The organism is Desulforhopalus vacuolatus (genome assembly GCF_016918505.1).
Lineage (GTDB): Bacteria > Desulfobacterota > Desulfobulbia > Desulfobulbales > Desulfocapsaceae > Desulforhopalus > Desulforhopalus vacuolatus.
Genome location: NZ_JAFFPZ010000002.1, coordinates 222536 through 235037, shown reverse-complemented (window position 1 = coordinate 235037; position 12502 = coordinate 222536). Strand labels below are relative to the sequence as shown.

Below are 12502 nucleotides of genomic sequence, written 5' to 3'. Positions count from 1 at the left end.
GGACTGCGCTGCAGCTCAACCGCAGATGGCAAAACCACCATCAACGATCAGCACCTGACCCTGCACCATGGAGGAGAGGTCACTGGAGAGGAAGAGGGCCATATCAGCCACATCATCGGGGGTGGTAAGACGTCCCATGGGTGTCTTCTCAAGAGAGACACCAATAATCTTGTCGCGGTTGGGAAAATGTTTGAGGGCATCAGTATCCACCACTCCGGCAGAGATGGTGTTGACATTGATTCCTTTTGGTCCCAGTTCCACAGCGAGGTGACGCACCAGCGATTCCAGTGCCGCTTTTGAGGCACCAACCACGGTGTAGTTTTCGATACCGCGCAGAGCACCAAGGCTGGAAATTGCCATGATACGTGTCCCCTTTGCCATCAACGGCATGCCCTGCTGCACGAGGGTAAGCAGAGCCCGGGCGTTGGTCTCCATTGCCCAGTCCCAGTGGTGTTCAGTAATTTCCAGCGCCGGGCGCTGTACTCCGGAAGCGGCATTACTGACAAGGATATCCACTTTGCCGAAACGCTCTTTAATCTCGGCGAACATATTTTCAACGCTGGTGGTCTCGGCGACATTAGCCCGAACCACAAGACACTGACGGCCATGTTTCTCAACCTGCTTCGCCACCGCTTCAGCATCTTTTTTGTGGCGTACATAGTTGACCACGATATCGGCTCCGTTTTCTGCAAGACGCAGTGCCACAGCCTTGCCAATCCCTCTCGAACCGCCAGTGATTAAAGCGGTTTTTCCTTTCAGATCAATCATATCAAATCCCTGTCTTGCGGGGTGCAAAGATCCTGCCCCTTTCATGGAAGATTCTTCTGCTCATCAAACCTGTTTGCAGCAACTGCAAAAAAGCCAGTAATTATAACAGAATTCAGTTTGACATCCTACTCATGAATGACATTCTCGCCATGAACGGCGGGGATTTTCGCGCATTCAGTTAAAAGTCGGTGGTTAAAGGAAGGAGTCTACTCAAAATAATTTTTGCGGTCTGCAAAAAGAAAAACCGGGTCCAGAATGGACCCGGTTTTTCCAGGAGAAAAGAGAGAAGAGATAAAGCATAATATTCGATGCACTTCCCATGCCAGTTTAAAAACCGAGAGAGAAGAAAAGAGAAAAACTCCCGCCTGACAAGACTTTCCGGGAGATTACAGGTACATTCTCCTCTTCGACAAGCACCCTCTTTTTCTTAATTCTGTACAATTTTTTCGACTTTTAACCATATATAAGTACAAATTCAATCTCAGGAAAAATCGTTCATTGTTCTGGCGAAAGAATTCTGTACAATTTTTTTTACGCCTTCTATATTTCAGCTCAAAGTCTAATACCATTTACATTTTGTATTGACCAGAGAGCGCGACTGCGTGGACATCTTTTTTGGCGATTGCGAATGAGTAATAATTCGTGTTTATCCGAGTCCATTCGTGATTCCTTTTGCAGTTTGTAACCACGAATGGACACGAATTTTCACGAACAGGGACAATGCATTAAACAAAAACGTTTGTATCCGAAGTTAAGCCGTACAGTGCACCAGGATTATTAATCAACTTTGGGAGTCATCCGTGGTTTGCCAGGAGCATGAGAACAGACCCTGCTCCTTATGGGTCGATAAGCAGAAACAATACATTGTCACAGTACCCATGTAGTTTGCTACCACGGAAAACACGGAAGGGCACGGAAAACATCAATTACCTCAAAGCAATCACAAGGGCATTCTCATCTGGTTTTTCCAGTAATAATTCGTGTTTATTAGTGTCCATTCGTGGTTCCTTTTGTCGTTTGTAACCACGAATGGATAAACAGGATGCAAAACGGGTCACAACTTAACAGGAATGGTATAATTTGAAAAATACAATGCAAGCCCTTTTTTTTGCGTCATTTTACCTGACATAAACACATCCCTGCAGCGTATATGCAAAGCAAATCCATTCTTCTGAGAAACACTGTTCAGAACATCTTTCAGACTCCGCCAGCCACCTCTCCGGCATAATCAGTTTCTCCCTCCGTCTCCAGCAGCACCACCCGATTCCACCCCTGCAGTCCGCCATCATGCTCAGCAAGCACACAGAGTACCGGCTGGTGCAGGGAGTACTCGTCACAAAGGATACGACTCAGTTGAGGTGAGATTCTCACAAAGAATGCCTTGCGGAAAAAACGTCCCCGTCCCCGACGGTCGTAGAGTCCGTCGATCTCCTCCGCTGCACTCTGCTGACAGAAACTGCGGGTCTCTCCGGGTGTCTCCCCCGTTTCTTCCGTAAGACATTTCGGCAAAAAACGGTGTCCACAACGCAACCAGTCAAAGAGCAGCAATTCACGCAGCAGCGTTTCATCTGCCCGCCCGGCAAAGAGTCGCAACAGCTGTTCGCACATCAGTTCATGGGTGGCAGCAAGGGAGAAGAAACCCTCTTTCCTGCAAATCTCCAGTAACCGCTCAAAAAAGAGGTAGATGTCCTCTCCAGTCCGCCTCAACCAGCTCCACAGGGCACTGAAACAGCGATTGTTCATAAATTTCTCTACCAGCTCGGAATACCAGTAGAGACTGGCGAGTTCCGCCGCTGGCAGCCAGCGGGTACGGAGGACCGCATAGGGGGTCTCCGCCGTACAGACCATGCCGTATTCTAACGCCCGCCGCGCCATTTCAGTATCCGGCAGCACCTTGAGCAGTCCCATTTGTATATAATGTCCACCCATGGCGAAAACGTCACGAAAAGAACGGGCAAAGCTTTCCCGCGTACCGAAGGGCAACCCGAGAATAAGATCAAGATGGAGATGAATCCGGCCCATTGCCGACAACCGGAAGATATTTTCCCGCATCGCCTTTCCTGCCGTTGTCCGGTGCACCGCATCGAGCACCTGCTGGTCGGTGGACTGAATCCCAACCTCAAATTGGAAACGGCCCACCGGCACATCTTCCAGAAAGGTAAACATCTCCTCGGTAAAGCGGTCCGGTGCCATCTCAAAATGGAAGCAGGTTTCTCCGCCCTCTTCCTTGAGAAAGCGCCAGATCCCCATCACCCGCTCGGGGATGTCATTGAAGGTACGGTCGATAAAGCGTATAATTTTTGGCTGATGCCGCAGGATGGCACGCAGCTCCTCCTTCACCCTCTGCACATCTTTGTGGTAGACACCGGTTTCAACGGAGGAGAGGCAATAGGAACAGCGAAAAGGACAGCCTTTGGAGCTCTCATAATAGACATGGCGATTGGCCAGCGGGGCATCATCCCCGATAAAATCCTCATCGCGATAGGGAAAGGCAAAGTCACGCCCGCTCATCTTGAAGAAAGAGACCTCATATCGCTCTTTCAGTGTTCCTTCAGCAAGTCCGGAAAAAAAGGCATCGGGCAGGGCCTCCACTTCTCCCTTTACTACAGTCAACCGTATGCCGGGCAGATTGCCCCCAACTACCTCGGCCTGAGGACCGCCAACCACAAGAAGCGTCTGCGGCAGAATTCGACGCAGATCGATAATCAGCCGCTCCACCCGGTCGCTGTTCCAGATCACCGCCGAAAAGAGTATTGCCGACGGTTCTCCGGAGGCAAGACGCAGCAGGGTTTCGAAATGGTTGTCGTTGATGGTAAACTGGCAAAGCTCAAGGTCGAGCTGCGGGGCGCGTCGTTCCAGCTCACCGCGCAGATAGAAAAGGGCAAGACAGGAGTGGGTATAACGGCCGTTGATACCAACCAGTTTGATTGTTTTATTCTTCATTGCTCTCCATCCCGATCAGAGAAATTTCCTTGACGGCCTTTATGCTTCTCACTACCTTGTTTCTCACTTTGCTGTTCCCTTTAATATTTTGGTACCTTGAAACAGCCTGCATTCGTTCATATTCAAGGCACAGGAGAAAATTTACCGCAGGTACGTATGTATACTTACCGTTTATCACCGGTATAACTTTAATAACGGAGTCTGGCGCTTACCTGGAGTCTGGCGCTTACCTGGAGTCTGGCGCTTACCTGGAGTCTGGCGCTTACCTGGAGTCCAGCACTTCCCTCCGAGGGTAATTTTTAACTGTAACGAAGAAGATGGGCGATTATTCGCTGTTCCCATTTTTATTTTTTTTTGACTCCCGGCAGTGAAACACCATGCAAAAGACACTGACCATCCTGTTTTCAACCCTTTTCTTATTATTTCTATCAGGAGAAAGCGCAATGACCAAAGAGACGCTCAAAGACGGACTCTACGCCAAATTCGACACTTCCAGGGGCGAGATTCTGTGCAAACTCGAATTTGAAAAAACCCCGCTCACTGTTGCCAACTTTGTTGGCCTCACTGAAGGCACCAAAGACCTCGGCGGCGGCAAGGCATCCGGCAGCCGTTTCTACGACGGCCTCACCTTCCATCGAGTGATTCCTGATTTTATGATTCAGGGAGGCTGTCCCCTCGGCACCGGTACCGGTGGCCCGGGCTACAACTTCCCCGATGAATTTGACTCCAGCCTCAAACACGATAAACCCGGCATCCTCTCCATGGCCAACTCCGGCCCCGCCACCAATGGCAGCCAGTTCTTTATCACTCACGTTCCCACTCCGTGGCTGGACGGAAAACATACCATCTTCGGCCATGTAGTTGAAGGTATGGATGTCGTCAACAAAATCGCCCAGGGTGACAGCATAAACACCGTGGAAATTATCCGTGCTGGCAGGAAGGCTACAGCCTTTAAAAGCGATCAGGCCGCCTTTGATTCCCTGCTCAACAATCTTGACAAAGACAAACGCAACCGCGAGAAAGAGGCTCAGGCTAAAGAGATAAGCCTTATAAATCAGAAATGGCCTGATCATCACTTCACCCACACCGGTCTCAAATATGTAGTGAAGAAAGAGGGTGAAGGCCCGTCCCCGAAGAAAGGCGATCTCATCAAGGTGCATTATACCGGGTGTCTGCTCGACGGAACCAAGTTTGACAGTTCAGTTGACCGCGGGGAACCGATTGAGTTCAAAGTTGATACCGGCCAGGTAATCCCGGGGTGGGATCAGGCTTTGATCCACATGAAAAAAGGCGAGAAGCGTGTTCTCATCATTCCGCCCGATCTCGGATATGGACCACAGGGTCGTGGACCGATTCCGCCCAACGCCTGGATGGTTTTTGATGTCGAGCTGATTGACTTCAAATAAATCGTCACGATTACAACAGGGACCCTTGAAATGACCTGTATTTCCTTTCTATTCCGAGGATAATTTTTTGACTGTCACCAGAAAGATGGGTGATTATTCGATGTTCCCTGTACACAAGAAAGTGGATTCCGGCACCGGGCTGGAATCCGCTTTGCTGTTTCCTCACTGCCATCGTGCTCTTTTCAAGACCTCACAGCTGAAGGTAGCAAAAGTTTAATCCTCCTGCACATCCTTGAACACGACCCGATTCCGGCCACTCTCTTTTGCTTCATATAATCCGGAATCCGCCCGTTTCAATAAGGATTCGGCGGTATCTCCCGGATGGTACTGTGCTACTCCGAAACTGATCGTCAGCGGACATCCCGGTGAGAATTTAAAATCCTCCACCAGTTGACGCAGTTTCCCGGCGAACGCCACCGCTCCGCCAGACCTGGTCTGCAGCAGAATAAAAACAAACTCCTCCCCGCCGAAACGGCCAACAAGATCCGAAGCGCGAACCTGAGTTCTGAAAATCTGTGCCAGTTCTTTCAGGACATCATCCCCCGCCTGATGGCCAAGGGAATCATTGACTATTTTGAAAAAATCAATATCAGCAATGATAAAGGAAAAAGGCGTACTGTTCCGTTCCGCAAGGGCAAATGCTCCTCTGAGAAAATTGTCAATTCCCATGCGGTTGCTTACGCCGGTGAGCGAATCGGTGACGGCCATCTTCTCAACCACTTTCCTCTGGGTGATGTCGGTGAGGATAATCGTATAGAAGTTCTCTTCACCGTTGTGTTCACCAGAGACTGTCTGCGTAACCCACCAGCTGCGACCGTCTCCGGTAATCCCTTTCAATTCTTTTGCTTTAAGGATATCAGCCAGCCCCCCTTTATTACGCTGGCCAATCTCTTTCTCTGCGCACTCAAAAAGGTTTGCATAATGGAGGCCGGTCACCTCGTCAGGATCCAGTTTCAACTGTCTGCGAAAAGCAGAGGTGGCATCGATAATACGCCCATCTTTTTCCACGTGCAGCACCATGACAAAACGGTCGATGATAATATCAAACTTCTGCAGCCGGATCACCGTATCCCTCAGTTTCCGCTGCAGCTGCAGCGGATACCCTGAGAGAACCCAGGCGAGCGGGATACTCACTGCCAGCAGAAAGAAGAGCATCCACAGCTGGGTAAAATTTTTGACCTGCTGCAGACGGCTGAGGTATTCACCCTTTTCTTTGAAAACAAGGAAAACATGCTGTGAGTTTTCCAGAAATTTTCCCACGTAATTGAAATAGAACCCCTTTACTTCGATATCTCTGCCTTCGCTGAGATTGAGAGCATCCATTTCATTTTCCCGCAGCATATTGCGACCGGTAGCGAGCTGCACACTCCAACACAGATGAGGGTCGACACTGTAGATATAGTTTCCCTTGTAATCAATGAGAAACACAGTGAACTTCTGCGACTTCACAAGACGCTGAAGCAGAGGTTCAAGGAGCATGTTGATGATTATTATTCCCCGCCTCCGACCATTGTGAAATATGGAGACAGCAACGCGCAGGGTCGGCTGCCAGGGGACTTCTATCCTGCCTTTCTCTCTATTAAGATCAATATCGGAGCGCCAGAAATCCCCTTCCGGCAATTCCATTGTTCTGGTGAAATACGAGTGCCCGCTCTTGTTCTGCAGCCCATTGTCGCTGACAATCTGCGGCGCCTGCCCGGCCTTCCGTTGATTTATGCGAATGACTTCATTCCCCTTACTGTCGAGATAACGCACCTGCATATAATCGGGATGATCCTCAACAGTGAAGAGAAACAACTCAATCAGCCGCTGGCGAGTGGCGGGAGTCGACATTTCAAGAAAACGGGTAAGAAAGGGACTGCGCTGCAGTCCGGAAAGAGTCTCTTCAAGTTCTTTTGTCAGAGTAAAAATAAAACGACGCTGCTCAAGGGCAAACTGATAATCCTGACGAATCTGCTCATGTATCTCTTGAGAACTGCGGGAGTAGAGAACAGCGATGGTCATCGCTATCAGCAGTATCCCGAAGGAAAGGAAGCTGAAGATAAACCGTAAACGATATCGTGTTTGCGAGGGAAAAGTCTCAGTCTCAAATGGCAGTGACATGACACTATAAAGGAGAAGGAAAGAACGTTAAATAAATGAGTTCCCGGAGGTCCGCGCCAGACTCCGATATCAAAGTTAAACCTGCAGTAAATTTCCTTCTGCACTTCGCATATAACGAAACGCAAAATTTTTCAAAATACCAATAAGAAGAAAGTCCGTCCATAGAAAAACTCCTGCAGACGGCCCAAAGCAGCTCGGGGAGGAGAATTATCGTGCTGTGCGCCGCCCTCTGATTAACCTTCCTCTCTTTTCCGAGAGAAGCCCCATTCTGCTTTCTTCACTGCATGATTTCCTGAGCAGCAGAAGAGAAAATCACCGCTACCAGCAACACCAGCAACAGAGACCACAACACCACGGCCCTGCGCCGTGCCGCCTTTGCCTTTCCTTCTCCCCACCACGTCCGGGGGGTAACACCGCGGGCACGGAAGGTAAGCACCCCGGCAAGGTTGATACCGATGATATTGGCAGCAAAGAGGAGAAAAGCACGAAGCCCCGCCTGCAGCTCCCCTGCACCCAGCAGCAGACCAACAACGGTGAGCGGCGGCAGCAGGGCCACCGCCACCATCACCCCGATAAGGGTGGAAGAAGTCCCGGTAGTGATAGCCCACACTCCGGCACAACCAGAAGCAAAGGCCAGCACAACATCGAAAAGAGTCGGCCGGGTGCGGGCCGCAATCTCACTGAGAGTAAGCAGCGACGTCTGCGGGTTGAACTGCTGCCAGCAGAACCCGAAACATATCGTAAGAACCAGCACGAGGCCGATACCTGCGGTAAGGGTTTTCAAGGCGCGATTGCCCAGCTCTTTTTCGGCAAGACAGGTAGAGAGAGCCAGTGCCACATTGGGACCCAGAAAAGGAGCAATCACCATCGCGCCAATGATCACCGCCACATTATCAGTGAGCAGACCGACAGCAGCGACCACTGCGGCAAGCGTAGTCATTACCATAAACGTACGGGAGAGACGCGCGCTGTCGGAGATGGAGGCAAAAAGCTCCTCCCGGCTCACCCGCGCTGCCTTCGTCAATTTTTCCTCCTTAATCTCCTCCGCCGTCTTCTCACCGTTATCCTTCTTCTCCCGCTCAGCTTCCCGGGGGCGTGGCAGTGAGGCAACCACGGAGAAAACGATAAGATGAAAGCCCTTAATACCGGTAAAGGTCCGTTCAAAGACATCCATGATAATCTCACTCCTCTCCGCCTCAACCAGCACGTTGACCACAAAGTTCTCCTTCGAGAATTCCTCCTGCCAGTAATACAACTCCTCATACTGGCTGAGCAGGCCAAGGGACCGCTCCTTCTCCACCCACGGAAGAAGTATCTTCAAAAACCTTTGTGCCATCTCTTTCAACCTTTGTATTTATTCTTGTGTTCTTCGCGGTAAAACAGCTTTTCTTTCAGGGTACCCATAACAAGAAAAAACAACAAGACATACACAACCAGCTAAATTATCGTATTATACAAGCGCCATGCTTCTTTTCCACCCTCGTCAGACTCTATGAAGACTATAACGAGGATGCATAACATCTCCTTTTGGAAGGGTTCTGTATTTTTAAATGCCGGTGAGTCCCGCAATGTTGTTGTAGAGACAAGGCATGCCTTGTCTCATCGTTGAATGGCTTTGACATTCATGAGCTACATCCTTACCCTGAAAGACCATCTTTCTCACTCAACAGAGAGAAACGCCATGCCTATCCCCCGTGCCCGCCTCAGCTGCGGATTTGACACCACCTTCCTGCAGCTGCCAGAGAAATTTTATCAACTCTGCTCACCTCAGCCGGTAACAGCTCCTGAGTTACGCCTTTTTAATCACGAACTTGCAGAGGAACTTGAACTCCCCTTCGACGCGAAAGAGCCGGAACTGACCGCCTGCCTTGCCGGTAACCTTCTCTTTGCCGATTCACACCCCCTTGCCATGGCCTACGCCGGTCATCAATTTGGTTCGTTTGTATCGCAGCTGGGGGACGGCAGAGCAATTTTACTTGGAGAGAAGGTGACTGCAGACGGACGGCGGTTTGATCTCCAACTCAAAGGTTCCGGCGTAACCAGATTTTCCCGCAACGGTGATGGCCGGGCCGCTCTGGGACCGGTACTGCGCGAATACATCGTCAGCGAGGCAATGCATGTCCTTGGCGTCCCCACCACGCGTTCTCTTGCAGTCCTGACCAGTGGTGAAAAAGTAGTGCGGAGTGAAGGTGCGCTGCCCGGCGCAATTCTCGTCCGGGTCGCTTCCGGACTGGTACGGACCGGTACCTTTGAATATTTCTCCGCCCGCAATGATGAAGAAGCCATACGCCAGCTCGCAGAATATGTCATCGCCCGCCACTACCCGGAATCTGCAGAAAACGAAAAACCTTTCCATCACCTCTTTGCCGCCATTGCCTCGGCCGGAGCACGACTCACAGCACAGTGGATGGCACTGGGTTTCATCCACGGAGTGATGAATACCGACAACATCGCCGTGAGCGGAGAAACCATCGATTACGGTCCCTGTGCCTTTATGGACCACTACCACCCGAACAGGGTCTTCAGTTCCATTGATTTTTCCGGCCGTTACCGCTATTCGGCACAGGGCTCGATTATGAAATGGAACCTCAGCCGACTCGGCAACTGTCTGCTGCCGCTTTTCGGCCAGGATGGGGAGGCGTTTATAGAGACGGTAACAGGATCGTTTGAACAGGAATTTATGCAGCTGTTAACGGAGGCAATGCTGTGCAAGATTGGCATCGAAGCTCCCCGTGAGGGTGATTCTTCCCTGTTGCAGGAACTGCTTGCTCTCATGCAGCAAGAGGAAACCGATTTCACCCTTACGTTTCACCACCTCGCAGATTGCCTTGATGGAGATACCACACCCTTCTCTACCCTCTTTCACAACAATACCGAACTGCCCGCCTGGTTGGAAAGGTGGCAGAAACGAATGAAAGCAGCAGAAGAAGAACCAGCGACGAACCGCCAGCGAATGAAAGCCGTCAATCCACTTTTTATTCCCAGGAATCACCGCATCGAACAGGCCATACACGCGGCACAGGAACATGATGACTTTACCCCTGCCCGTAAACTCCTGCAGGTACTCCAGACACCCTTTACAGAACAACCTGAGTTTGCAGAATTTGCCAAAGCACCAAAAGTTGAAGAGCGGGTACTTCACACCTTCTGCGGAACCTGAACCATGCAAACGGCAAGAGAAATCACGAATGGACACGGATAAACACGAATTATACCATTTACATTTTGTATTGACCAGAGAGCGTGACTGCGTGGACATCTTTTTTTGTGATTACGAATGAATAAACAGGATGTAAAAAGAGCATAACTTAATAGAAATGGTCTAATCATGTGAAAAAGGGCATTTTTTATAAAAGCGTAACTTCTTAAAGTTTTTTGCCTTTATTCGCATGATTAGAGCTTTTATTCGTTGGCAAAAAGTTTTTCGCTGTTCCGTCTTTTGCTTTTCCCTGCCTCCCGTCTCCTTTCTCCTGTCTCCCATCCCCCTGCCTTTGAATTCGCCAATAGAAAGTGAAAATGGCATTCAGTACGGTCACAACTTAATAGGAATGGTATTATTACTCATACCATTCCTATTAAGTTATGCCTCATTTGGGGGCTCAATCGCGGTTGTATCTGCTCTTAATAATTCCGGGAATTACTACCAGTTTAGCCCACCAATGGTTGTGTAATTCCACTGTTATCGTTACGTTTCCCGTCACAGTGTAGACAAGGCATGCCTTGTCTACAGAACAACATCGCGGGAAACCACCGCCGTGCCGATTTTCCATCAATGGTGATGAATCAATACAAAATGGAAATGGTATCATTCGTAATCGCCAAAAAAGATCCTCACGCAGTCGTGTTTCCTAGTCAATACAAAATGTAAATAGTATTTATTCCAGACAAAAAACAAAAGAGGCTGCCCCTTACGGGACAGCCTCTTTTTTTACTGCCTGCAATGTTAACCGTCAGTCTTCAATCTTTCCGGTTTCCATGCGCTTGTTGTAGATATTCTGCATTTCATACAGATCCTGCATGGTCTCAAACACACCATGCCAGTGTGCATAGTCCGGTCCGCCCATCAGAGCGCCCTGACGCATGCGGCGTCCTTCATGATGCCACAGATGATAAAACGTATTCTGGAAGGTATCAGCCCAGGGATTTTTCTTGAGCAGTCCTTTCTCGGCGAGGGCTTTCTTCATTTTCAAAGCCTCGTCGTAATACGCCTCATTGTAGAGTTTCACCTGCGGATCAGCCTGCTTGAAGAAACTTTCCGTGTGCAGCGCGGTATGGCAGTTGCTGCAGACCTGCTTCATCTTCTGGCGACCTTCAGGTCCATTTCCAACGAGAGGATCCATCGGATCAGTACCATTGCGGACCTCGGAACGTCCGGCCCACAGGTTCCAGTAGAGACGCTCAGAGATATTATGGGTAGTACTGAGATCACCAATCCCGCTCATGTGACAGGTGGCACAGGTAGGAGCACGATAGTCACCCGGCTGCCATGCACCCGGTGCTGAGTCGTAGTTCCAGGTGGTACCTTCAGCGTTGAAAATATGTCCATGCTTGGAGTTATTGTAGATCTCGATATCCGGATGATCCGGGCCAAGGTGACAGGACGCACAGGCTGCGGGTTTACGGGCCTCGGAGATCTTGAAAGTATGGCGGGTATGGCAGGTGACACAATTCCCGATGGCACCATCAGGATATACCGTACCGACACCATAGGTCGGCCAGGTTTGGAACGTAGGCCGTTTGTTTTCGTCAAGCTTGATGATGGATCCGTGGCACTGCATGCAGCCCGTTATGTTGGAAGACTCAACACATTCCGGATAATTCTGACCTTCATGGGTTTTAATAAGACCCTCGAAGAAAGTTTTATAACCGGGATTTTCAGGATCCTGATACTGCAGTGCACCGCGGGAGTGACCACCTTTGCCAGCCTGCTCAACCTCCTGGGCATGACAGCGGGCACAGGTTTTCGGGGAAACAAGGATACTGACATACATATCGGTTCCCTTCACGCCCGGACAATTCTGCGCAGCCATAGGGCTGCCCTTGTCAAGGGTGTGGCAGTCAATACAGGAAACACCTGCATGGGCATGGCGACTCATTTTCCAGTCGGCAATAATACCCGGGGTTTTTTCCTGGTGGCACTGTACACATTTCTGCCCTTCGGGAGAAATACCGTGATCCACTTTCAGAGTTTTCACCGCACTTTCCACCGTTCCTGCGTATGCAGAGGTGACAAGACCGACAACAAAGAGCAGCGATAAAAGTATTCGCATATTTCTCCTCCT

At 50.0% G+C, this 12502-nt stretch carries 9 protein-coding genes; 3 read left to right on the top strand and 6 right to left on the bottom strand.

Translation table 11 applies throughout. The features are described 5' to 3' along the window. Positions 1-15: 15 nt before the first annotated feature. Positions 16-759: an enoyl-[acyl-carrier-protein] reductase FabL gene (gene fabL, locus JWG39_RS02685; RefSeq protein ID WP_369130559.1), complete on the bottom strand. Its 744-nt coding sequence runs from the start codon at positions 757-759 to the stop codon at positions 16-18. 1206 nt (positions 760-1965) lie between these two features. Further along, positions 1966-3711 (bottom strand): B12-binding domain-containing radical SAM protein, encoded by a 1746-nt coding sequence (locus JWG39_RS02680; RefSeq protein ID WP_205217809.1) that lies wholly within the window; start codon positions 3709-3711, stop codon positions 1966-1968. 443 nt (positions 3712-4154) lie between these two features. On the opposite strand from JWG39_RS02680, the gene JWG39_RS16670 reads away from it, so the two are divergent. Together JWG39_RS16670 and JWG39_RS02670 are read left to right on the top strand one after the other, a co-directional pair. Further along, positions 4155-5117: a peptidylprolyl isomerase gene (locus JWG39_RS16670; protein WP_275888941.1), complete on the top strand. Its 963-nt coding sequence runs from the start codon at positions 4155-4157 to the stop codon at positions 5115-5117. A 67-nt stretch (positions 5118-5184) separates the two neighbouring features. Then, the gene (locus tag JWG39_RS02670) at positions 5185-5334 is read left to right on the top strand and encodes a hypothetical protein (RefSeq protein WP_205217807.1); all 150 of its coding nucleotides are present in this window, start codon (positions 5185-5187) and stop codon (positions 5332-5334) included. Here JWG39_RS02670 and JWG39_RS02665 read toward each other — a convergent pair. Both JWG39_RS02665 and JWG39_RS02660 read right to left on the bottom strand, forming a co-directional pair. Next, positions 5331-7220, bottom strand: a complete 1890-nt coding sequence (locus JWG39_RS02665) for a sensor domain-containing diguanylate cyclase (RefSeq protein ID WP_205217806.1) — start codon at positions 7218-7220, stop codon at positions 5331-5333. The genes JWG39_RS02670 and JWG39_RS02665 overlap by 4 nt on opposite strands. A 277-nt stretch (positions 7221-7497) precedes the next feature. Further along, the gene (locus JWG39_RS02660; protein WP_205217805.1) at positions 7498-8556 is read right to left on the bottom strand and encodes a TIGR00341 family protein; all 1059 of its coding nucleotides are present in this window, start codon (positions 8554-8556) and stop codon (positions 7498-7500) included. Positions 8557-8901: 345 nt separating this feature from the next. On the opposite strand from JWG39_RS02660, the gene JWG39_RS02655 reads away from it, so the two are divergent. Then, on the top strand, positions 8902-10380 hold the full coding sequence (locus JWG39_RS02655) for a protein adenylyltransferase SelO (protein ID WP_205217804.1): 1479 nt from the start codon (positions 8902-8904) through the stop codon (positions 10378-10380). A 439-nt stretch (positions 10381-10819) separates the two neighbouring features. Here the strand turns inward: JWG39_RS02655 and JWG39_RS02650 are convergent, their stop codons facing one another. Next, positions 10820-10990 (bottom strand): hypothetical protein, encoded by a 171-nt coding sequence (locus JWG39_RS02650; protein ID WP_205217664.1) that lies wholly within the window; start codon positions 10988-10990, stop codon positions 10820-10822. A 180-nt stretch (positions 10991-11170) separates the two neighbouring features. Beyond that, complete coding sequence (locus JWG39_RS02645) at positions 11171-12490, bottom strand: multiheme c-type cytochrome (RefSeq protein WP_205217803.1); 1320 nt, start codon at positions 12488-12490, stop codon at positions 11171-11173. Between the last annotated feature and the right edge of the window lie 12 nt (positions 12491-12502).

What these genes read in the sequence shown, in the direction of transcription:
- JWG39_RS02650 (WP_205217664.1), bottom strand. Translation starts at nt 10,990, where the DNA reads ATGGAAAATCGGCACGGCGGTGGTTTCCCGCGATGTTGTTCTGTAGAC.
- JWG39_RS02660 (WP_205217805.1), bottom strand. Translation starts at nt 8,556, where the DNA reads ATGGCACAAAGGTTTTTGAAGATACTTCTTCCGTGGGTGGAGAAGGAG.
- JWG39_RS02645 (WP_205217803.1), bottom strand. Translation starts at nt 12,490, where the DNA reads ATGCGAATACTTTTATCGCTGCTCTTTGTTGTCGGTCTTGTCACCTCT.
- JWG39_RS16670 (WP_275888941.1), top strand. Translation starts at nt 4,155, where the DNA reads ATGACCAAAGAGACGCTCAAAGACGGACTCTACGCCAAATTCGACACT.
- JWG39_RS02680 (WP_205217809.1), bottom strand. Translation starts at nt 3,711, where the DNA reads ATGAAGAATAAAACAATCAAACTGGTTGGTATCAACGGCCGTTATACC.
- JWG39_RS02655 (WP_205217804.1), top strand. Translation starts at nt 8,902, where the DNA reads ATGCCTATCCCCCGTGCCCGCCTCAGCTGCGGATTTGACACCACCTTC.
- JWG39_RS02665 (WP_205217806.1), bottom strand. Translation starts at nt 7,220, where the DNA reads ATGTCACTGCCATTTGAGACTGAGACTTTTCCCTCGCAAACACGATAT.